18 protein-coding genes and 1 pseudogene are annotated in these 22990 nt (G+C 54.2%); 2 read left to right on the top strand and 17 right to left on the bottom strand.

Annotation, left to right across the window (positions count from 1 at the left end):
• Window positions 1-166, top strand: a pseudogene (locus M891_RS25725) (transposase); the annotation flags it as partial.
• Window positions 167-905: 739 nt separating this feature from the next.
• Here the strand turns inward: M891_RS25725 and nadE are convergent.
• From nadE to M891_RS0104940, 3 genes are all read right to left on the bottom strand, one after another.
• A complete protein-coding gene (gene nadE, locus M891_RS0104930; protein WP_016313560.1) occupies window positions 906-1715 on the bottom strand; it encodes an ammonia-dependent NAD(+) synthetase in 810 nt (269 codons plus the stop codon).
• Between the two features lie 128 nt (window positions 1716-1843).
• Complete coding sequence (locus M891_RS0104935; protein ID WP_016313561.1) at window positions 1844-2278, bottom strand: BrxA/BrxB family bacilliredoxin; 435 nt, start codon at window positions 2276-2278, stop codon at window positions 1844-1846.
• Window positions 2279-2421: 143 nt separating this feature from the next.
• Window positions 2422-4119 carry a two-component system sensor histidine kinase NtrB gene (locus M891_RS0104940; protein ID WP_028538040.1) on the bottom strand — a complete coding sequence of 566 codons (1698 nt, stop codon included), beginning with the start codon at window positions 4117-4119 and terminating at the stop codon, window positions 2422-2424.
• A gap of 130 nt (window positions 4120-4249) precedes the next feature.
• Here M891_RS0104940 and M891_RS0104945 point away from each other — a divergent pair, with 130 nt between their 5' ends.
• Window positions 4250-5518, top strand: a complete 1269-nt coding sequence (locus tag M891_RS0104945; RefSeq protein WP_028538041.1) for an NAD(P)/FAD-dependent oxidoreductase — start codon at window positions 4250-4252, stop codon at window positions 5516-5518.
• A 63-nt stretch (window positions 5519-5581) separates the two neighbouring features.
• On the opposite strand, the gene M891_RS0104950 is transcribed toward M891_RS0104945, so the two are convergent.
• The 14 genes from M891_RS0104950 to M891_RS0105015 form a co-directional block, all read right to left on the bottom strand.
• A complete protein-coding gene (locus M891_RS0104950; protein WP_051416837.1) occupies window positions 5582-6142 on the bottom strand; it encodes an HAD family hydrolase in 561 nt (186 codons plus the stop codon).
• A complete protein-coding gene (locus tag M891_RS0104955; protein ID WP_028538043.1) occupies window positions 6139-7155 on the bottom strand; it encodes an ABC transporter ATP-binding protein in 1017 nt (338 codons plus the stop codon). The genes M891_RS0104950 and M891_RS0104955 overlap by 4 nt, the downstream gene beginning before the upstream one ends.
• Complete coding sequence (locus M891_RS0104960; protein WP_036699424.1) at window positions 7152-8192, bottom strand: ABC transporter ATP-binding protein; 1041 nt, start codon at window positions 8190-8192, stop codon at window positions 7152-7154. Before M891_RS0104960 ends, M891_RS0104955 begins: the two co-directional genes overlap by 4 nt.
• Before the next feature lie 34 nt (window positions 8193-8226).
• The gene (locus M891_RS0104965) at window positions 8227-9390 is read right to left on the bottom strand and encodes an ABC transporter permease (protein ID WP_084628816.1); all 1164 of its coding nucleotides are present in this window, start codon (window positions 9388-9390) and stop codon (window positions 8227-8229) included.
• A 2-nt stretch (window positions 9391-9392) separates the two neighbouring features.
• Window positions 9393-10391, bottom strand: coding sequence for an ABC transporter permease (locus M891_RS0104970; RefSeq protein ID WP_016313568.1), 999 nt, complete (start codon window positions 10389-10391; stop codon window positions 9393-9395).
• Between the two features lie 97 nt (window positions 10392-10488).
• Window positions 10489-12459, bottom strand: coding sequence for an ABC transporter substrate-binding protein (locus tag M891_RS23335; RefSeq protein WP_232228288.1), 1971 nt, complete (start codon window positions 12457-12459; stop codon window positions 10489-10491).
• Between the two features lie 477 nt (window positions 12460-12936).
• Window positions 12937-13965, bottom strand: coding sequence for a LacI family DNA-binding transcriptional regulator (locus tag M891_RS0104980; RefSeq protein ID WP_016313570.1), 1029 nt, complete (start codon window positions 13963-13965; stop codon window positions 12937-12939).
• 90 nt (window positions 13966-14055) lie between these two features.
• Window positions 14056-14892, bottom strand: coding sequence for a 5-deoxy-glucuronate isomerase (gene iolB / locus M891_RS0104985; protein ID WP_028538047.1), 837 nt, complete (start codon window positions 14890-14892; stop codon window positions 14056-14058).
• A 4-nt stretch (window positions 14893-14896) separates the two neighbouring features.
• Window positions 14897-15946 carry an inositol 2-dehydrogenase gene (iolG, locus tag M891_RS0104990; RefSeq protein WP_028538048.1) on the bottom strand — a complete coding sequence of 350 codons (1050 nt, stop codon included), beginning with the start codon at window positions 15944-15946 and terminating at the stop codon, window positions 14897-14899.
• Between the two features lie 29 nt (window positions 15947-15975).
• Window positions 15976-17427, bottom strand: coding sequence for a CoA-acylating methylmalonate-semialdehyde dehydrogenase (locus tag M891_RS0104995; RefSeq protein ID WP_028538049.1), 1452 nt, complete (start codon window positions 17425-17427; stop codon window positions 15976-15978).
• 48 nt (window positions 17428-17475) lie between these two features.
• A complete protein-coding gene (gene iolC / locus M891_RS0105000; protein ID WP_028538050.1) occupies window positions 17476-18492 on the bottom strand; it encodes a 5-dehydro-2-deoxygluconokinase in 1017 nt (338 codons plus the stop codon).
• Window positions 18489-19406 carry a myo-inosose-2 dehydratase gene (gene iolE, locus M891_RS0105005; protein ID WP_028538051.1) on the bottom strand — a complete coding sequence of 306 codons (918 nt, stop codon included), beginning with the start codon at window positions 19404-19406 and terminating at the stop codon, window positions 18489-18491. Before iolE ends, iolC begins: the two co-directional genes overlap by 4 nt.
• A gap of 28 nt (window positions 19407-19434) precedes the next feature.
• Window positions 19435-21297: a 3D-(3,5/4)-trihydroxycyclohexane-1,2-dione acylhydrolase (decyclizing) gene (iolD, locus tag M891_RS0105010; protein ID WP_028538052.1), complete on the bottom strand. Its 1863-nt coding sequence runs from the start codon at window positions 21295-21297 to the stop codon at window positions 19435-19437.
• A 335-nt stretch (window positions 21298-21632) separates the two neighbouring features.
• Window positions 21633-22973 carry an ABC transporter permease gene (locus tag M891_RS0105015; protein ID WP_028538053.1) on the bottom strand — a complete coding sequence of 447 codons (1341 nt, stop codon included), beginning with the start codon at window positions 22971-22973 and terminating at the stop codon, window positions 21633-21635.
• Window positions 22974-22990 lie beyond the last annotated feature (17 nt).

Below are 22990 nucleotides of genomic sequence, written 5' to 3' on the forward strand. Positions count from 1 at the left end.
AACCAGCGTAGAACGCTGCAACTCCCGATTGAAAACCTATTTGACGGCAGACGCCGCACATGTCCGGGGCATTCAGAAAGTCACAACTCACCAGTATTTGAATGCCATTGTTCTGCTTGCATCTGCGCTCGCCGTTTCTCATCATTCAAAACGGGCTGCCGCTTAAAAAACGAGCTGTTCTAAAATTCTGCAAGTCTGCCCTTTTCTTCATCCATATAATACCATTTTCGAAAATTACCCCTTAACGACAGTGAATATGCTATCGCTTCTTCTCTGAAACGGAATTATGCAAAACACTCATTTAGATACTATACTTATTTAGATACTTAATTTAGATACTTATTAGATACTTACTAGTGCTTGGTAGTGCTTGCTAGTACTTGTTCGATATTTATTCGATGTTTATTCGATGCTTGTTCTAACTGATTCTTAAATACTTGCTCGATGCTTATTGTATACGAGTGAGTTACTAATGATACTAATGGAAGTACTGGCGCGTCTACTCCCATCCCTTCTCTTTCTTCCATTCCACTAACTGACTCAACGGGATAATCATCAAAAGAGGGTGGCGGAGAGAGAAGAGGCCAGAGTCCCCCTGTTGAAACGATCTCAACCCATTGATTTTCTTGCAATTTCTTATTGCTACCAATTTCCCTTGCTAGTAATAACTACTGCCGTGCAGATCTGCTACTTTGTTTCACTCACCGCCTGAGGCAACGGGATAATCACTGAAAGAGGGCGGCCGGAATACTAGCTGCGTACACTTTTCCTGAAAAAAAGCGGGCTCCGGGCAATAGCGCCCGGGCCCGCGTAACGCGTTGAGGGTGGCGATAACTTTAATTGGCGATGGCGTGCCGTTTGAGTCCATGCCTATCACACAACGACACTCCTGCGCCTATGTTGAATTAAATGCCTGGGATTGGGCTGCGTTTATGCTCAGTCTTGCGGTAGAAGGCCTCTAGGCGCTCTTGGACGGCTGGATCGATCTGCTTGCCTTCCAGATAATCGCTGTTATCTTCGTAGCTGATTCCGAGCTCCTTCTCGTCCGTTTGTCCTTCCCACAGACCAGCGGTTGGCGCCTTGTCGATTACGCTTTGCGGTACGCCGAGGCGGACGGCAAGCTGACGAACTTGACGTTTGTTCAGTGAGCTGAGCGGCGTCACGTCAACGGCTCCATCCCCCCATTTGGTGTAAAAGCCGGTAATTGCTTCAGAAGCATGGTCGGTACCCACAACGAGCAGGTTCAGCTCAAAAGCCAGCGCATATTGCATGACCATCCGGGTCCGTGCTTTCACGTTACCTTTGCCTTGCGGGCTGAGGTGACGGGATTGCCCGATATTTTTCAGGCTGTGCTCGACTTCGAGGGCGATTTCATCTACAGCTTCCTCAATATTCGTCTCCACGGTATGTTCAAGGCCAAACGCCTTGGCCACCTCGTAGCTGTGCTCGATGTCCTCCTGCTTCCCGTAAGGCTGGAATACGCCCAGTGTCATGTATGGTTGGCCGGTCTCCTGCGTCAGCTCGTCCGTTGCCCGTTTACACAAGCCCGTGGTTACTGCACTATCAATCCCGCCGCTGATCGCGATTAATAAACCGGTCGTGCGTGCCGCTTTGACCTGCTCCTTCAAAAAGTCAACCCGACGGCGAATTTCCTCATCCACATCAATGACAGGTTTAACCCCAAGCCGTTTAATGATTTCCTGCTGCAAACTCATCTTAAATCCCTCCACATCCAAGATATAACATTTCATGTCAGTAGTATGCCCTAAATCGAAAAACGCCCCAAACCATCCAGACAAGCTGGATGGCGGGGCGAAAGCGACTGATTAACGGCCGCTACAGCTTATCGGCAGAAGCGGTCGAACGCGCTGGTCAGATCAGCGGCGATTTCTTCAGCCGAACGGTCTTCAATTTGGTGACGTTCGATGAAATGGACGAGCTCGCCGTCCTTCATCAAAGCGATCGAAGGCGAAGACGGCGGATACGGTGCGAAATATTCGCGTGCTTTCGCCGTAGCTTCTTTATCTTGACCGGCAAACACGGTAAACAAGTGGTCCGGTGTCACATCATGCTGCAACGCCTTTGCTACGCCCGGGCGGCATTGTCCCGCTGCGCATCCGCAAACGGAATTGACAACGACCAGCGCAGTGCCTTTCGCATTAGGCAACTGTTCTTCGACTTCCTCCGGCGTACGCAGTTCTTGAATCCCCAGCACGGTTAATTCGTCTCTCATCGGTTGTACCATGTCTCTCATATATTGATCAAATGACATCGACATTACCCATCACTCCTTATGCATAATCATATGGCTCTATTTTGAGCTCTCGCACTCGCCTCGCTCTTAGCCAGATTAATTTAATTATACATTCATAGGGAAGGAAAGCAACTCTGCTGATCGACGTCAAATGACCCAACCCCGACTTAAGAGAGTGGGAAAAGAACGGTAAAGGTTGTGCCTTGACCCTCTGTTGAATCGACGGTAATTTTGCCGCCGTGGCGTTCGACGATGCTAAGGCATAACGCCAGCCCCAGCCCTGTTCCCTTCGCTTTCGTCGTAAAAAATGGCTCAAACAGCTTCTCTCGCTGCCCGGAAGGAATCCCAGGCCCTGTGTCGCTGACCATCAGGAGGCCCCCCTGATTAGTAACGCGGGTCTCTATAGTGAGCTGCCCTTTTTCGGTCATCGCCTCCATCGCATTACGCGACAGATTTAAGATCAGCTGCTTGATCTCTTTGGCATTCAGCAACAATTCCGGCATGGAATCATCCAGCTTGACCTCAATCGTTTGACCGCGGAGGTTCGCATCTGCCCAAAGCAACGGCGTCAGTTCCTTAATGATATCGTGGAGATGGCATTTCTCGCTTTCAACCGGACGATTCTGCGCCAGGGAAAGAAAGTCATTGATGATGCCATTGGCCCGATCGAGCTCCTCCATCACGATGCGGTAGTAATGATCCAACGTTGGCGGGCTTTTCTCGCGCATGAGCTGCAGGAAGCCCCGTACCACTGCCATCGGATTGCGGATTTCGTGCGTGATCCCAGCAGCCATCTGCCCCACCAGACTCAGACGCTCTACATGATTCAGCTCCATCCGCAACGTTTCCAGTTCGGTGATATCCTGAACGATAGCTACTGCACCGATCACTTCGTTGGATTTGCTTTTTTGAATCGGAGACGTACTGGTAAAATAAATATGATTATCCGCTTTGATCAAGTCGGTCACTTTCGTTTGCCCTTCGAGCGACTGCTCGACTCGGGAGGCGATGGACTCAATCGGCACGCCGCTGAGCACATCGCTCAACCGGCGCAGCAGCAGATCCTCGCGTCGCGATTCGTTCGGCTCTTTTTGGTACGTCCGATAGAGTTGGAGAAACGTTTCATTTATCGATATAATATAACCTTGTTGATCCAACAGAACGATACCTAATGGAGCAGCGTCCATCATTTGTTGAAGCTTCTCCGCTTCACGGAAATATTCGCGCGACAGCTCCATCACTTGGTCGCGCAGCTTCTCCTTCTCCATGGTGCTTTCGATCATGTAAACGAACAAGCTGCCAACTACCATCGTGACCAACACATTAATGAATCCATTCGTTAAAGCGTTAAGGTCTGAATTAAATGATAGACTTCCGGTCAAAAATGGAGACATGCCAATCATCGTCTCTCCGCCCATAAAGTAAAGAGAGAGGATGGCCACTTTGCCCTGGCGACCGGTTCTTTTGAAATAACGGGAAGTGAGTAGAACAAATGGATACAGGAGAATTCCCGTCTCCATGATAAACCCGATAAGGGTGTAATTTACTGCAAACAGAGGATGAAGTATGATCTGCAGCAGAGCTAAAGCAACCCCGTCCCGGAACCGACCATACAGCATGAGAGCAAAAAGGGGCAATATCCCGAAATTTAATGGGATAACTTCCCATAACCGTGAGGCAAAGATATCGCAAAGCAGCATGCTGGACAAGCAGGTATACATTAAGCCAACGGCGTATGAATGTCCCTCAGTGCTACGGTTGTTATGAGGCCAGCAGCAATTCGTTTTCTCAAACGTCAACGGAAATAGAAATGCAGGCAAACTGGCGATCAGGACTTGAAGCAGGATCTCTTTAACAACATCCACGTTCTCCCTCCTCTGGCGGAAGAATACAAGAATACGACTCTAGTTTCGATTAAATCATAGCCGACAAAGTTTTACAATAATTCATGATTTATTAAATAGTAAGAATAGTACAAATAGAGAGGATATCTACATGAAAAAAGCAGATGTCATCGTCATCGGCGGCGGCCCCTCCGGTCTGATGGCCGCCATCGCGGCAAGTGAGCAGGGTGCAAAGGTTCTTTTAGTGGACAAGGGAGACAAGTTAGGACGGAAATTAGGCATCTCCGGCGGCGGAAGATGTAATGTCACCAATAACAAGGAGCTGGATGAGCTCATCCAGTTTATTCCCGGTAACGGCCGTTTCCTCTACAGTGCTTTAAGCACGTTCGGCAATAAAGAGATCATCGCTTTCTTTGAAGGACTTGGAATCAAGCTCAAAGAGGAAGATAACGGGCGAATGTTCCCTGTCTCTGATAAAGCCAAAACCGTGGTCGATGCGCTGATCAACCAAGTGCGCTCGCAAGGCGTACAAATCCGGGTCAACAGCCCCGTCGCAGAAGTGCTCTACGACAATGGTCAAACTGTGGGCGTCAAGCTAAAAACCGGAGAAGTGCTGGAGAGCCATGCGGTGATTATCGCTGTAGGAGGCAAATCCGTCCCGCATACCGGGTCGACCGGTGACGGATATGCTTGGGCCGAAAAAGCCGGTCACACGATTACTGAACTGTTCCCGACCGAAGTTCCGCTTACTTCGAATGAACCTTTTATCCAAAGCAAGGAGCTGCAAGGGCTGTCCTTAAGAAACGTCTCCCTTTCCGTATGGAACCCTAAGGGCAAGAAGCCGATCGAGCACTATGGCGATATGCTGTTTACACACTTCGGGATATCAGGACCAATTGCTTTACGGTGCAGCCAGTTCGTCGTCAAAGCGCTAAAGCAGTTTGGCACTGGCAATATTGAAGTTTCCATTGACTTTACTCCTGATAAAACGAAGAATGAAGTCTACAACGAAACGCTGAAGCTTGCTGAACAAGATCCCAAAAAATCAATTAAAAACGTATTAAAAGCGTATTTGCCAGAGAAAATCATCCCGATCCTGTTGCAAAAAGCCGAATTAGACCCTCTCCTGACTTACGCGAATATTCCAAAGCAAAAGTGGCTGCAATTTGCCCAGTTGGTTAAACGTTTCCCGATTCGGGTCTACGGAACGTTATCGATTGAAGAAGCCTTCGTAACGGGCGGCGGTGTGAATATAAAAGAAATCGATCCTAGAACGATGCAATCGAAGCTGATGCCAGGACTTTATTTCTGCGGAGAAATTCTGGACGTTCACGGCTATACCGGCGGATATAACATTACGGCAGCTTTCTCAACCGGATATACGGCCGGCCGCAACGCTGCGTTGAGTGCGGGCCACTAAACCGATCGTTAAAACCAAAAACGGGACGCAGCGGAATAGCTCCGCTGCGTCCCGCTTTTTTCATCACGAGGATAGTTGTCTATCCAATTTTTCTGCCAGCTCGATCAGCTCAAGTGGAGTCTCAATCGTGTAACGCGGAATCTCCGAATCGTCTGCTGGCGTCTTCGGATAACGCGGCGTCCAGCTGAGGAACACGCTCGTAATGCCGAGTGCGTTCGCTCCTTTCACGTCGCGGCTGAGGTTGTTGCCGACCATAATGATTCGGGGGATATCGGCTTCCTCCAACTCCATGGCGCCCATCGCGGCCTTGAACATCCTTGGGCTGGGTTTCGTGGCCCGGATGTTCTCGGAATAGATCAGCGTCTCGAAGCATTCATAGATCCCGTTTCGGGTCAGCAGGTTTTTGAAGGACTGCGCGGCGCCGTCGGCGACGATAGCCAGCCGAAATCCCCGCTCCGCCAATGTCTTGACCATCACGTTCGCGCCGGGAATGACCCGGCCGTCCAGTACGATGCCCTCCTCGTCTCGAGTCTCCGAGCTTTCGTCAATAATCGTATCCCCGCAATCCAGGAAAATAATGAGCTTTCTCGGATTCGGATTTGCTGGGGCATGTTCAACAATCATATCGTTACACCTCTTAAGTTTAATTGTTCTGCATAGTGGCAGGCCACGGAATGGTTGCTGTTAATCTCTCGCAGTTCCGGCGATTGCTGCATACACTTCTCGGTCCGGTAAGCACAACGCGGATGGAAATGGCAGCCGCTTGGCGGATGGGCCGGATTTGGCACCTCTCCTTCCAAAATGATCCGGCTATGGTTCGCTTCCGGATCAGGCTGCGGCACGGCCGACATCAAGGCTTCCGTATATGGATGCTTGGGAGCCTCGAACAGCTCCTTGGTTGGCGCCAACTCCACAATACGTCCCAAGTGCATGACGGCCACACGATCTGATATGTTCTGCACAATGGACAAGTCGTGCGAGATAAATAAGTACGTAATCTTGAACTGTTCCTGCAGATCCTTAAGCAGATTAATGATCTGCGCTTGGATGGACACGTCCAGCGCGGACACCGCCTCATCGCAGACAATGAGCCGCGGCTTCATGATCAGTGCACGAGCGATCGCGATCCGCTGCCGTTGGCCGCCGGAGAACGCGTGCGGGTAGCGGCGCAGGTAACTGGGGTTGAGGCCAGCTTTTTCCGCGATATCCTTCACTCTCTCCTCAACTTCATCTCGACTCAGCTTGAAGTTCGCAACGAGCGGCTCCGAAATAATATCGAACACGCTCATGCGCGGGCTAAGGGAAGAATACGGATCCTGAAAAATCATCTGGATATCTCTGCGCAGCCGCTTGGCTTCCTTCCCCTTTAACTTCAAGAAGTCAACGCGTTCATCCTCCTCAGTACGGTAAATGACTTGCCCGGAGGTAGCGGGAATCCCTCGGACCAGACAACGACCTAGCGTCGTTTTGCCGCAGCCTGATTCCCCAACGATACTTAGCGTCTCCCCTTCGTACATCTCAAACGAGATGTCATTCAGGACCTGGACCTTTGTTGGCTTCGCAAAGATCCTCGCTGACTTCGGCTTAACCTGAAATTCTTTGTTTAACCCGACGACGTCAAGCAGCGCGTTGGTCATGGCGTTTCGCCTCCTTGCGGTTCCGAATACAGGAAGCATCTGACCGAATGCCCTTCAGAGATCGATGTCATCGGCACGGCGGCCGCATTACAGACCCCTTCGATGCGGTCCTTGCAGCGTTCATAGAAGCCGCACATCGGCGGCATGTCGATCGCCATCGGCACCGAGCCTTCGATGGACTCGAGGCGCTTCTCCTTGCCGCCCCCAAGCCGCGGCATCGATCGCATTAAGCCTTTGGTGTACGGATGCTTGGGATTGCGGAACAATTCCTTCACCGGCGCCTGCTCGACGATCTTGCCAAGGTACATCACCGCGACCTCGTCACACATTTGAGCGATGATGCCAAGGTCGTGCGTGACGAGCAAGATCGACATGCCAAATTCCTGCTGAAGCGCCCGCATCAGTTCAAGCACCTGCGCCTGAATCGTCACATCCAGCGCTGTCGTTGGCTCGTCGGCGATCAAGAGCTCGGGGTTGCACGACAGCGCCATCGAGATCATCGCGCGCTGCCGCATGCCTCCAGAAAACTCGTGCGGATATTGATCGAACCGCTTCTCCTCGTCCGAAATGCCGACCTTGGATAGCATTTCGAGCGCGATTTTTTTGGCTTCCTTCTTATCCTTCGTCCGGTGTATCCGAATCGCTTCCACAATCTGATTACCGATCGTATACATCGGAGAGAAGGCCGTCATCGGCTCTTGAAAGATCATGGAGATGCGGCGGCCGCGAATGGAGCGGACAGCCTTGCCATTGGGTTCAAGGGAGAGGATGTCAACCTCCTTCCCCTCCTTGGTGTCGGTTGGACGGTAGACAATCGAGCCCGTCGTCTCGCATTCCTTCGGATTCAGGTTGATGAGCGAGCGGCTGGTAAGACTTTTTCCGCAGCCGGACTCACCTACGAGCCCTAAGGTCTTCCCTTTATAGATATCAAAATCAACCCCGTCAACAGCATGCATGACGCCGTTGTCCATCTGGATGCGGATCTTCAAGTTTCGTACCGAGAGCAGCGGCTGCTCGACTAAGGTTTGTGTCGTCATACGGTCACCTCGCTCACTTCATAGTATCGTCAGATCATTTCTTGTACGGATCGGCGGCATCCCGCATCCCGTCACCTAGGAAGTTGTAAGTCAGCACGGTAAGAATCACGATCCCCAGCGGGAACAACTTCCACGGATACAAAGCGACGTTCTCAATCTGCTGGGCTTCCTGCAGCAATACGCCCCAGCTAGTCGCCGGAGAGCGGATACCCAGCCCAAGGAAGCTCATGGCCGTCTCGGAGAGAATCATGCCGGGAATCGCCAGCGTCGTCGCCACAACGAGATAGCTGATAAATCCGGGCAGCAAATGCTTGATAATGATTTTGGCGTCGCTGACTCCGGCAATTTTGGCGGCGATGACGTAATCTTCATTTTTCAGCGAGATGAACTTGCCCCGGACAACGCGTGCCAGATCGGTCCAGCCGATCAACGCAAAGATAATTACGATGTAAAAATACATCGTCACCACCGGAATGCGCGGCGGAATCGCCGCCGATAACGCCATCCACAGCGGAAGCGTCGGGAATGAGCGGATAATCTCGATGATCCGTTGGATTAGCGAATCAATCCAGCCGCCGAAGTAACCGGAGATGCCGCCCAGGATGAGGCCGATCACGAAGCTGATCCCCACCCCGACCAGCGGGATCGACAGCGAGATTTGACTGCCCAGGACGATACGGGAAAATAAATCCCTCCCCATCCCATCCGTGCCTAGCAGGAAGATCCGGCCCGGCTGTTCCACCCCCAGCAGGTGAATGTCGGTACGGAACAATCCAAGGAACTTGTATTCTTCGCCTTTGACGAACAGCTGCAGCGGATAGGTCTTCTCCTCGTTGTTCACGAAGATTTTGCGCATCGTCTCCGGGTCCCGATCAGACTTTAATTCATAGACAAACGGGCGTAGATGGAACTTACCCTCGGCGTCAACGAAACGCAGCAACGTCGGCGGCGCATTGACGTATTTACTGTCATAGCTTTGCAGACTGTAAGGTGCAATAAATTGAGCGAACAACGCGACAAGATACAGAACTCCGAGAATGACCAGGCTGATCCGGGCCAGCTTGTGCTTCTTAAACCGCAGATACATCAGCTTCCATTGCGAGCTGTAGTTCAGATCAATGTTGTTTTTCCGCTTCGCCGGCCTCGATACTTTGTTGTTTGTCGGAGTTTTTTTCTTAAATATCGTCGATGGGTTCATAGTCAATTACCTCTGAACTCTGTACGGATTTTCGGATCAAGCCAAGCCAGCAAAATATCCGAGATCAACGTCCCCAACACGGTGAGCAGCGCCATAAACAACAGCCATGTCCCGGCCAGGTACATATCTTGGCTCAGCAGCGCTTTGTACATGACCGGTCCCTGGATCGGCAGGTTCAGTACGATCGCGGTAATGGTCGAACCGGTAAAAATCGAGGACAATGACCAGCCCAGCGTGCTTACGATTGGGTTCAAGGCAGAGCGCGTCGGGTATTTGAACAGGATTTTCAGATTGGATACGCCCTTGGCGCGGGCGGTGACGATGCTCGGCTTGTTCAGCTCATCGAGCATCTGGCCTCTCATGACGCGGATCAAATCCGCGGTATGCGCAATCCCGATGACGATCACAGGGATGATCAAATGCTTCATCAAATCCACCACTTTGTCCATCGACCACGGCGCATTGACGTACTCGGGCGAGAACAGTCCAAGCAGCGGGTCCCCAAACCATTTGTACGAGAAGAACATCAGAATGATAGCCAGCAGGAAGTTGGGAGTCGCCATGCCGATAAAACTGAGACCTGAGAAGAAATAGTCCCCGGCGGAATACTGTTTAACCGCGGTATAAATGCCAATCGGAATCGCAACGATATAGTGAAAAAACAACGTAACAAACGAGACCACCAACGTCAGCCCCATATACTGCTTAATCACGTCTAACACCGGTTTGTTGTAGCTAAAGGAAAAGCCAAAATCACCGTGCAGCACGATTTTTTTGATCCAGACCGCATACTGCTCGTATACGGGTCCGCTAAGCCCCAGATTTTCCCTCATCTCCTCCATTTCCTCCGCCGTCATGTTGTCGCCCGCGGCTGCCATTTGCGCCGCATAAGTAGACACGTAGTCTCCGGGAGGAAGCTGAATAATATAGAAGACGATGAACGAAATCAGGATCACGACCGGAATGGCCAATACAATCCGCTTGAGTATATATTGAAGCATCTGTCATCAGTCCCCTCCAATGCGATTAACGCGTGCCTTCAGGATGGAAGAACGGCACGGGGAGTCCTTCATTCCCCGCCGCCGACTCCCTACCGAGTTACTGCTTCAGGAAAAACTGCGCCGGATGCCCGTGTCCTAAGGAACGAAATTCGTCGGCCCATACCGCTTTCTCCGGAACATTACGCATCTTGTTGCTGGCGACAACCAGCGCTGGCGTTGGTCCGGCGTAACCGATGACCCACTGATTATCCATATGAACCTTGTAGATTTCATTCGCAATGCGATTGATGTCATCCTTGGAATTGCTAGCCTTGAGCTGTGCCCAAAGATCCAAAATTTTGGCGACATCCCCTTCCGGCTTAAAGCCCTCTTTGCCGCCGGACTCCGTATACAGACCGTAATGACCAAACCACGGTGTGATCACACGCAGCGGCACAAGCGTATCTGGGCGGAACGAGATGTTCACGACAGAAATCGCTTCCGTGTTTATCGGGACCTCGTTGGCATATTTCAGATCGTTATATGCACCGGATTCGACAACCTTCACATTGAACTTGAGTCCCATATCCTCAAAATACTTCTTCAAAAGTTCCAAGAAGGAGTCGGCGTTTGTACTGGATTCGATGTCCGTTAAGGTCAGATCCGAGCCGTCCGGGAACGTGCGGAAGCCATCCTTGCCGCGTTTTAGGCCGATTTCATCCAGCAACTGGTTCGCGCGCTCGGGATCATACTCCGCCCACTTCTGCGCCCAGCCCTCTTGGTATCCGAACACTCCTTCAGGAACGGACGCTTGCACCGGGTCGGCGATGCCGTTCGTCACGATTTCGGTGATCTCGTTGCGATCCACCCCGATCGACAGCGCCTCGCGGAAACGAATATCCCGGAACAGCTCGCGCAGCTTCGGATCTTTCGTCGTCTGATTGAGCTGAATCCCCGCACTCGTCCAGCTGGGTTGGGTCCATTGCAATACGCGGAAATCGCCCTTCTTCTCGTTTTCCTTCAGAATCGTAAAGTCTTTAGCCCCGAAGGTTGCCAGATTGTAGTTGCCAGCCAGCGTACCAAGCAAAATCTGGCTCGGATCCTGAATCTTGGTCACGACAATGCGATCCAAGTATGGCAGTTGACGACCTTCGGCGTCAGTTTTCCAATAATAGGGGTTACGCTCCATCACGAACTGGTCGCTGTTTGGATCCGTGGCGGCAACCCAAGGGCGCAGCGTTGGAATTTGCGGATACAGCCAATAATAGTAGCCGGTGTCGACCAGGAACGCCTTCACATCCTCATAGCCCCACTCCCTGGCGATTTCGGCTGTTTTTGCCTCGCCAACAAACTCCGGAAGGATCGTCTTGTGGAAGTGCGCCGGTGCAAAAAACCACTTATTATCAATCGCGACCCGCTCAAGGAACTGTACATTTGGATACTTGTGCGTCACTGTGAAGGTGTAGTCGTCGACCTTCTTCACTTCAGCGAGCGCTCTTTCGCCTGTGACGGGATCAACCGAGTAATAGGCGTCGTAGATCTTTTTGCCAAACGTTTCTTTGGTCAGCATGTGCTCCCAATAAAACAACACATCATCGGCCGTAAACGGCATGCCGTCCGACCATTTCATGCCTTCGCGCAGATGAATCGTAAACACCGTAGAGTCCTCGTTCACTTCGTAGCTCTTCGCTACGTTAGGCTCCACCCCGGTGCCGTCCGCATTGAAGCGGAACAACGCCTCCTCTGTCGGCTGCCCAACAGCCCATTTATCGCCCGGCCCCGTCCAGGCCATCGTCCAGTCTCCACCGTATTGACCAAGTTCCTCCACGACCGGCTCGACCATGATGTCCTCGGCCTTCGGGAGTCTCTCTTCCAGCTTCGGCAGCTTGCCCTCTGCCACGAGTTTCGCGAGCTCGGGAGCTTCCTTGCTGTCCGTGTTGACTCCGCCTGCCACGGGCTTCGACTGTTCGCCCTTCGATGAATTGTTGGACTTCGCTGCATCGGGCGCCGCCGCATTATTCCCGTCGCATCCTGCGAAAATGACAGCTATCGTTAAAAGAAGCGTCCCTAACATTCCGGACTTTTTCACGATTAACCCCTCCATTAATGATTTGGCATCCTGTTCTGCCCTTCTGGCTGTCATTTGGCACTCCAAGTGCCTCGGCCTCACCCCCCCGCAAGAATCAGCGGCTTCCCATGGCGCCTATCACCCATGGACACGAGATTTCCGCCCCTCCATTTTGTAAGCGCTTAATATTGTTTCGGATGAAAAAGTTGGAAATCCGAAGTTGCAGTTGTATATCGGTCCCATATCTGAAGAGTTTTTTTATTCAATTTCTTGCGAAGATGAGTCCTGATTTTTGGCGGTAAGAGCTGTGTTTGGAGGTAGTGCTGGTATCTGGATAGATGCAACGGTGAGTGATGATTACGATGGATAGGTTATATGCGTTTGTTATGTGGAGTTTTAGGACAAGGATGACTAAAGCGTTGGTAGCGTTGGTAGGTAAGAACTGCGATACGGTTGCAAAGAAGCGGCATACCTGCGGCACGATGCTGCGAGCCGGCCTTAACAGCCGGCAGCTTCGTGTTGCACAGGTCCCGTAGATTCCCGTTCGATCAGCTTGGGTTCCATCACGATGCGTTGCTTGATGTCCTCGCTCCCTTCGTCCGGCGAAGAGAGAAGCAAGCCAAAGGCCAGCTTCGCCATTTCGTCCGTCGGCTGGGCGATCGTGGTCAGCGTCGGATTCGTGACCGTTGACAAAATCGTGTTGTCGAAGCCGATGATCGACAGCTGCTCCGGGACGCGGACACCGCATTCCCTAGCTGCCTGCAGCGCACCGATCGCCAGCATATCGTTGCAGCAGAAGATCGCTGTCGGCGGATTAGGCCCCGTAAGCAGCGTCGTCGCTGCTCGCTTGCCGTCCATGATCGTGGATTGGCAGGCAACGATCCGCTCGTCGTCCAGCGTCTTTCCGGCCTCGAACAACGCAAATCGGAACCCTCTCACACGCTCCTTACTGCTGCTGAACTTCGTGCTCTCCGACAAGATAGCAACATGCTCATGGCCAAGTTGCAGAAGATGCCCCGCCGCCAGCGAACCGCCCTTAAAGTCGTCCGTCAGCACACGATGCACATTGATATCCGACGCCTCCCGCGCGATCATTACGATCGGAACGGAATTTTCGGACAGTTGCGCAATAATGTTGGCGTTCTCAACGCCGGTGCCGATCAGCAGGCCGTCCACGCTTTTTTGCTCCAGCAGCTTGATGTATTTCTCGATGCGTTCGTCGTTATTATCGGTGCTGCATACAATGACGCTGTACCCTTCCTCATGAGCCATATCTTCCACAGCCCGGGCGATTTCGGAGAAGAACGGGTTCGACACATCCGGGATCAGCAGCCCCAGGGTATACGTCTTCTTCCCCATCAAAGCGGATGCGATGACGCTGGGCTTGTATTGAAGTCGCTCCATTACCTTAAAGATTTCTTCCCGCTTCTTCTTGCCCACGTTGCCTTTGCCGTTAATCACGTTGGAGACCGTCGCAATCGACACGCCCGCTTCTTTGGCAACGTCGTAAATCGTAGTCCCTTTCATAAACAACCTCATTTATTATCGGATAGTAGTCCGAGCGTTACCGCTCTCTATGGAGCTATTATCCGACGATTCATTTGCCTTTGCAAATGTTCAATCGGGTTGAGTCTGGCGCATTCCTGCCGATTCAAGCGTCCATGCGTGTTCCGGATCGTTGCGGATCCTCCAGGTTCGGACGGGACCAGCCATGACGTTGAGGTAATAGACATCGTAACCGGGAGGTGCAGACACCGGATGATAGCCCTTTGGTACGAGCACCGTCTCGCCGTTTCTTATCGCCATCGTTGAATCAAGCGACCGGTCATCCGTGTACACACGTTGAACGGCAAACCCCTGTGGCGGGTTCACCCGATAATAATACGTCTCCTCCAGCAGCGCTTCATCCGGCAAGGCATCCTGGTCATGCTTGTGCGGGGGATAGCTGGACCAATGTCCCGCAGGCGTAAACACCTCAACAACGAGCAAGCTATCCGCAGGCTGCTGTTCCGGCAAAATGTGATGAATATACCGCTGCGTTGCCCCTTCTCCCCGGACTTCGCTGTCCATATCCTCTGGCCCAATCAAACGGGCCGGATGACCGCTCTTCCGATCCGGAGCATGGCAGACCCCCAGCTCCAACTCGGTTACCGCTTCAACTTCGTATCGGTTGCCGCCCGGCACATAGACCGCATACGGGGGAATCCGCTCAAATACGCTCAACCGCTCGCCAACCGACTCCCACCTTGTCTCCGCCGTTGATACATGGGCTTTCCCTTCTATAATCACCAAGCAGTATTCCCGATCCTCTGTACTCCGTTCAATGGTCTCCCCAGGCTTCAGCCGGTACACCTCAAACCCGACATAGCTCCAACCGGCGGATTCCGGCGTCACCGATAGCAGCGGATGCTGGCCCGGCCCTCCCTTCTCAGGACGAACGATTAGATTTGACATCCTCTCATCTCCCTTCGCGTTCAGCATGGACCGATCCAGCAAGATCCAGCTCCGACAGCTTGACGATCCGGCGCTCCTGAAGCGACAGCTTCGCCGCCCGAGCGATCCGTTCCGCCTGCAACCCGTCCTCACCGTCAACTGGAACCGGTGTGCCGCTTAACACGCAGTCAATAAATTGCTGCGTCTCCAAAATGTACGCCTCGTTGTACCGCTCGAGGAAGAAGTACAACGGCTTATCGCTCTGCACGCCTGACGATGTGCTCAACACCACCGTATTGGCGTAGTCGTTGTCAGCAAATGCCGCACCCAGCGATCCAAACGCTTCTGCACGTTGATCGTAACCGTACGCCGCTTGACGGCTGCAGTCGATCACGCCCAGCGCCCCATTGGCGAAGCGCAACGTCACGATCGCCGTATCAACATCGTCGTATTTCGCAAATGCGGGATCAATTAACACCCCGCCGTGCGCGGACACCTCCACCACCTCGCTGCCGGACAAATAGCGCGCCATGTCGAAGTCATGGATCATCATGTCCATGAAAATGCCGCCGGACACTGCGATGTAGGCTTCCGGAGGTGGGCTCGGATCTCGGGACGTAATTTTAATGAGATGTACGTCACCGATGGCCCCTGACTCGACATGCTCGCGGACGCGGCGAAAATTGTGATCGAAGCGGCGGTTGAAGCCGACCTGCAGCTTCACGCCGGCACGGCGCACTTCCTCCAGCGCCTCCTCCGTCTGACGGATATCCATGCTGATTGGCTTTTCACAAAAAATATGTTTACCGTTTCTCGCAGCGCTCTTGATGAGTGGAACATGGCTGTCGGTGGACGAGCAGATGAATACCGCGTCGATGTCGGGATGATGAATAATGGCGTCGCTGCTTGTTGTGACGAGCGGAATCTCTCTCTCCCTTGCCCATTTCTCCAATTCGGCGTCCGCATACAAGTCGCTGATCGCAATGACCTCTGCCTGCGGCAGTCGTTTGAGATTGTCCGCGTGAATTTTGCCGATTCTCCCGGCGCCGATGACGCCGATTCTTAATTTATCCATGTCGTTCCTCCCACTTAGCTTCAGCTTGGTTACAACCAGCGAGCGGTCACCATTTTTTTGCGCGTATAAAATTCGACCCCGTCTGTGCCGTTCGCATGCAAGTCGCCGTAGAACGACTTCTTGTAACCGGAGAACGGGAAGAACGCCATCGGGGCAGGCACGCCCAAATTAATACCCAGCATCCCGGCGTCAATGGTCTCGCGGAAGGTCCGCACGTTGGCGCCGCTGCTTGTGAACAGACAAGCACCGTTCGCGAACTCCGAGCGGTTGGCGAGTTCGATCGCTTCCTCCAATGTCTTCGCCCGCATGACCGACAAGACCGGCGCAAAAATCTCATCTCGGCCAATCGCCATCTCGCCATTCACCTGATCAAAGATCGTGGGTCCGAGGAAAAAGCCTTCGCCGCTCGCCGCCGCATCTTCACGGCCATCCCGGACGAGCACAGCTCCTTCGGTAATGCCGCTTTCGATGTAGCCAATCGTCCGTTCCTTGTGGGACTGCCGAATGACCGGACCAAGGAGCACACCTTCGTCAAGGCCGTTGCCGATCTTGATCCGATCCGCTGCAGCAGACAGTCTGGCGACAAGTTCGTCCGCGACATCGCCAACGGCAACGACAACGGCACACGCCATGCAGCGCTCGCCCGCAGAGCCAAACGCCGCGCTGATGATCTCCTTGACGGCCAGGTCCAAATCCGCGTCCGGCATGACGATCGTGTAGTTTTTGGCTCCGGCCAAGGCCTGAACGCGTTTGCCGTGAGCTGCACCGGTCTTGTAGACATATTCCGCCACCGGCTGTGAGCCCACAAACGAGATCGCCTTGACGCCGGGATGCTGCAGCAAACCGTTTACGACATCGTGCGCACCGTGGACGACGTTCAGCACACCCGCCGGCAGGCCGGCCTCATGGAACAGTTCCGCCAGCCGGTTCGCCAGCAGCGGTGTCCGTTCGGACGGCTTGAGTACAAACGTATTGCCGCATGCAATGGCGAGCGGAAACATCCAGCAAGGCACCATCATCGGAAAATTAAACGGCGTGATGCCGCCGACAACTCCAAGGGGATACCGATACATACCGGATTCCAGGTTCGAGGCAATATCCGGCAGCTGCTTCCCCATCATCAGCGAAGGTGCGCCTGCGGCGAACTCAACGCATTCGATCCCGCGCAACACCTCACCATGCGCCTCGTTAAAGCTCTTGCCATTCTCCTGCGTAATCAGGCGGGCTAATTCCTCCCAATGCTCAACAAGCAGCTGTTGGTACTTAAACAACACCCGTGCGCGGCGCGGAACCGGCGTCCGGCTCCACGTCGCAAACGCTTCGGCTGCAGCGGAAACCGCCTGATCCACCTCTGCCTGCGTAGACAACGGCACCTTCGCCAATACTTCGCCAGTTGCTGGGTTGTAGACATCCTCCGTTACTTCAGATGCGGACTTCACCCATTGTCCGCCGATCCAGTTGTTTAGCGTCGTTGAGTTCATAGCACATGTTCTCCCCGTTTCTATAGGCCAGCCCGCTTGCCTCGCAAGTTAACCGGCTGTAATTTCCCCGCGCTCGCAGCGCTGAATATAGTCCTCCACCGCTTCGGCAGTGGGCATCGCGTCCGAACAGCTGTGACTCGAGATAACAATACTTGCTGCCGCCCCGCCAAAAGCCATGCTCCGAGCAACGTCCCAGCCAGACATCAGTCCGTGGAGGAAGCCGGAAGCATAGGCATCGCCGGCCCCAAACGTCTTGATGACCTTCGCCGGGTACGACGGAGCGCGATGCTCCAGGCCATCTTGGGTATAGGCGATCGACCCTTCCTTGCCATGCTTGATGACGACGAGCTTCGCCCCGCGCTCGAACCACTTGGCAGCGGTGTAGCGGTCACTACGGTCGGCATTCTGCTCGAATCGCTCCATGCTATCGAATTCCTCACGCGTCCCAAGGATAATGTCGCTCTTCTCGGCGACAAGGTGGCAGTATACCGCCGTCTCCTCCGGCGATTTCCAGGTATAAGGCCGATAGTCGATATCAAAAGCGACCGGCGTCCCGTAAGCCCGTGCATATTCCAGAGCGACGAATACCGCCTCCCGGGACGGACTGGCGGCCAGTGCTGTTCCCGAGATCAACAGTGCTTTGCTGTCCGCGATCAGCGGCTCGCTCACCTCCAGCGGCCCCAGCTTCAGATCGGCCACATTATCCCGATACATCAGGATGCTGCAATCTGTAGGGCTCTTGATTTCCGTAAAAGCCAGCCCGGTGACAGCGCCGGTGTCATCCGTCGAGACGCCGCTGTCGTCGATACCGTTCTCCCGCAGGTACGTTCGAATAAATCGCCCCATCTGATCATCAGCCAATTTACCGATGAAGGCGACACGTCGGCCAAGCCGGCTCATGCCGATGGCGATATTCGCGGGCGAACCTCCAACATACTTGGTGAATGTCACCGTCTCCTCCATCGGACGGTTAATTTCGTTCGCATTCAGGTCAATACATAGCCGTCCAAGCGCCGTAAGGTCAAACCTCCGGTTCTCCGGGAACAGCGAAACCAACGTTGTCATGAAGGCTTCCCTCCTTCAGTCGGAATGAGCGAGTGCAGATAGGCAAGTGCCTTCGCTGCATATTCGCGCGGCGGATGCTCTGCAGGATCCTGCTCGCCCTCAAGCATGGCCCAACCGTCGTAACCGCGGCTGACCAGTTCAGCAATGATCGGCCCAAAATCGATGCAACCGTCGCCCGGAACCGTAAATACGCCTTCCCGAATACAGGTGATGAAGTCGGAACCGGCTTCCTTCAGCTTGCGCAATCTGTCGTCGCGCACGTCTTTCAAATGCACGTAAGCGATGCGATCATATTGTTTGCGAAGCAAAGTCAGCGGGTCCGCCCCGCCATACAGCGCGTGCCCGGTATCAAACAGCAGCCATACCAATTCCGGATCGGTCAGTTCCATCAGCTTGTCGATCTCTTCAGGCCCTTCGATAACCGTGCCGCCATGGTGATGGTAGGTCAGCTTCAGCCCGTACTCGCGGGCGATCTGGCCAGCGGCATTCAGCCCCTCAACCAAACTGCTCCACCCCGCATCATCCAAAGGAATTACCTGTCGTTCGTTGGGTGTGCGGCGTGGATCAAAGTGCAGGGAACCGCCAACTTCGCACGTGCTTATTACCTCGGCTCCCATCTCTTTCAGAAACTTGGCATGCTTCCGGTATGCCTCCAGTTCCTGCTCCCGATAAACCGGGTCGGAGAAGAGCACCGACTTCCATTGCGAGACCAGCTGGATGCCGCGTTTGGACAACTCCTGCTTCAACAGGCCGATCTCGGTTGGATATTTTCTCCCCATCTCTGTTCCCGTCAGACCCAGCGCTTGGATATCATTCAGGATTTGTTCGTACGTGGTGTCCGCTCCATGCTCCTTGACGTCTTCCCCCACCCAATTAATGGGATGCGCCCCTAAGCGAAAAGAAAAACCACCCATCCTCATCCCTCCCCGTTGCCGGTTTCAATTAATAAGCTCTTGCCTGCCGAATCCGCTCGTTCATGGCTTCGTGGGCCTTCACAACCCGTTCGCCGGTTGAGACCGCAGGGACGCCTACGTTCCACCAGGACTCATAGCCCTCCGTATTGGTGCCAGGCAGCACCGCGATCTCGATCAGCGTCGTCCGCGTCTCTGCCTGGGCCAAGCGAAGCGCCTCGCGCAGTTCCTCCGCGTTCGAAGCTTTGTACGAAGCCGCGCCAAGACTGCGGGCGTGTGCAGCGAAGTCAATCGGAAGCACATCGCCCGTATAGCGGCCTGTGCCAGCCTCCCGATAACGGAATTCATTGCCGAAGCCATCGCTTCCGTGCTCGCGCTGCAGGTTATGAATGCATTGGAAGCCGTGGTTATTAAACAGCAGCACCGTCATTTTCCGGCCTTCCTGCAGGCTGGTGATCAGCTCGGAATGAAGCATTAAATAGCCGCCGTCCCCTACCAGGGCGTAAACCTCCTGCTGCGGTGCTGCCAGCGACACCCCAAAGGCTCCGTTCACTTCATAACCCATACAGGAGAAGCCGTATTCCATATGGTAGGTATCCGGCCGGGACGTCCGCCACAACCGCTGCAGGTCACCAGGCAGACTGCCCGATGCGCATACGATAATCGCGTCGTTGCCGATCACTTCGTTGATCACCCCAAGCGCGCGTGTCTGCGCCAGCCCATCTTCGCGTTCCAGCCCATACAACCGGTCGACCTCCCGATCCCACTCGGCCTTGAGCGTTTTGATCTCTGTCTCACCGTAACCCGACGCATACCCCGCTGCCGCCAACATGTCCGCCAGCGCCGGCAACGTTGCCTTCGCATCTCCCGCAAGCGGGATACCATCCAGCTTGACGCCGTCCAGGCGGCTGACGTTCACATTCACAAACAGCGCGTCTTCCCGGTACGCCGATTTGGATGCGGTCGTAAAGTCGGAATACCGCGTGCCGACGCCGATAACAAGATCAGCCTGATGCGCGAGCCGGTTTGCCGCAAGGCCGCCGGTGACCCCAACGCCGCCGACGTTCAGCGGATGGTTCCAAGGCAAGGCGCCTTTACCCGCCTGCGTCTCCGCCACCGGAATGCCAAAGCGCTCAGCGAATGCTGCCAGCTCGGCCTCTGCCCCGGAATAACGCACACCGCCGCCAGCAACGATGATGGGACGACGCTTGGCGGAGATGGCTTCCGCTGCCCGGCGGAGGGTCTCCTCAGATGGACGATGCCGTTCAATGACATACACCCGCTTGTTAAAAAACGCCTCCGGATAATCATAAGCCTCCGCCTGCACATCCTGCGGAAGCGCAAGCGTCACCGTCCCCGTCTCCGCCGGGTCCGTCAGCACGCGCATCGCGTTCAGCGCCGCGGTCATCAGCTGCTCCGGACGAACGATGCGGTCCCAATATTTGCTTACCGGTTTGAAGCAATCTGTGGCTGCGATCGTATAGTCGTAGCCGGCTTCCAGTTGCTGCAACACCGGGTCAGGCTGCCGTGAGGCGAAATTGTCGCCGGGCAACAGCAGCAGCGGGATACGGTTGACCGTTGCCGTCCCAGCTGCGGTCACCATGTTCAACGCGCCAGGACCGATCGAGGTCGTACACGCGTAGATGCTCCGGCGCCGCGATTGCTTCGCAAACGCGATCGCTGCATGAGCCATACCTTGCTCGTTCTTGCCTTGCACATAAACTAGCTTGCCTGGGCTTCGCTCCAGCGCCTCGCCGATGCCCGTTACATTGCCATGGCCGAAGATACCCATGACTCCAGCTACGAACTTCGTCTCAACGCCGTCGACGGATACGTATTGATTGTCCAGAAACCTTAACAACGCTTGTGCCATTGTAAGCCGGATCGTCCGCATTTTGCCCTCCCACTTTTCTTTAATCGCTTAAAAATACAACGCTTTCATTTTTAACCGAATGATGCAATGAATTTTAGTAAAGCGCTTAATTAACTTTTTACTATAAATTTGAAGTAAGCGCAATCATTTTTTTAGGCTTGGGTCGATCTCGACAAAGGTTGCGATATATCGGGAATGTCTGAGGTATCAAGTCGAAACGGTGGTTATTGGGACGAGCATGGACAACAAAAAATAAAACAACCCGGTATCAGATTTACGATCCCGAGCTGTTTTTACGATAATCTAGTAAAGCGCTTTACGTTATATCTTATGATTTCATAGAGGGCCGCCCTCGCCTACGATTTCCATCGTCTGGAGGATAAGCCCATTCCACGCGAAAAACTGCCAAGCCATCGGGCGAGCAGCACGCCAAGGATTGCTCCTGCCAGCAAGCCCAACCCCGGGGGATACAACTTGGCGCCCAGCGCCGCTGTCCAAACGATGACCGCGGGCAGCAACAGCAGCTGCATGGCCGGTGCCCCGCTGCGGTATTCCAACGACTCCTCCAGCGGGAGAATCGACATCAGCTCGCGCTCAAAGAAGGATTTCCGGTGGCCATTCAGCCAGTAGACCAATAGCACAAGCAATGCCGCATACACAATCAGATTCACTGCGGGATATGGCGGCAAGACGATGGCGGCTAATCCAGCCAACGTCATTTGGGCGTACAGCTTCCACTCGCTGCCGCGAAAGAACGCCTTGACCAGCGCCTCGGCGATGCGAGCCTCCGGCTGGCGTGAGCGCGTTAGTCGGCGCAGGCGGCGGAATAACCAAGGCTTGGAGCCTCCGGGCCGCGGAGGTTTGGGCCGCTCAACCGCCGGAGCGAGGAGCAGTGCGGTCAGCCTCGTACGCTGCCGCTCCTCCTCGCGCACCTCGGCATCAAATCGGCCCCGCAGGCGGAAGCGGTACCAGCCGAGCGCGCCGGCAAGCAGCGCCAGCACCGGCAAGGCGATGCCAATCGCCAGCCCGGCTGGCCGCCCGGCTTCCGCCGACGTTGCGGCCCAAGCGGCCCAAGCCCCAAAGCCCGCCGCCAGAGCCGAATAGGCCAGCGAACGCAGCACCAGCAGACGCCAGCCTGCGGTTAATACGCCAAGTAACTGCTGGATGAGCATCTGCACGATTTTTGCGGCCCACGCGACGACATAGACGCCGCCAATCATTGCCCAACTCATCCCATAAACGCGAACCAGCAGTGGACTTAGCACAGCGATGGCAAGGGCCAGCACCACGGCTTGAACCACGGCTGATGCGACCAGTCCGCTAAGCATTAATCTCTTGATCCAATGGGGCCGCTGACGCAAGAATAGAACATCTGCCGCTTCGATATAGAAGGATATCCCGCCGCTGCTATACAGAACTAGCAGCAGCAGGACCGGAATCATCGGGTATGGCAGCCCGGCCAGCCAAGCCGGCAGCTCCTCCCGCCATAATCCGTAATACGCTCGACCGCCTAACAGCAACCCGGGAATGCCAAGATATAACAGGATCGTCAAATCAAACGTAAACTTCAAGACGCCCAGCTTCTCCCGCAACCGGTCACACCAGCGCCGAAGGAACAAGCGCCTCACCGTCATGGATACCATTGATGCTGCGGATGCCGCAGGCGTCATTGTTGTCATCGATGTTTTGCTGCTCAACCCGCGCCCCCCTCTCT

The sequence above is a fragment of the Paenibacillus sp. J14 genome (genome assembly GCF_000518465.1).
Taxonomy (GTDB): Bacteria; Bacillota; Bacilli; order Paenibacillales; family Paenibacillaceae; genus Fontibacillus; species Fontibacillus barengoltzii.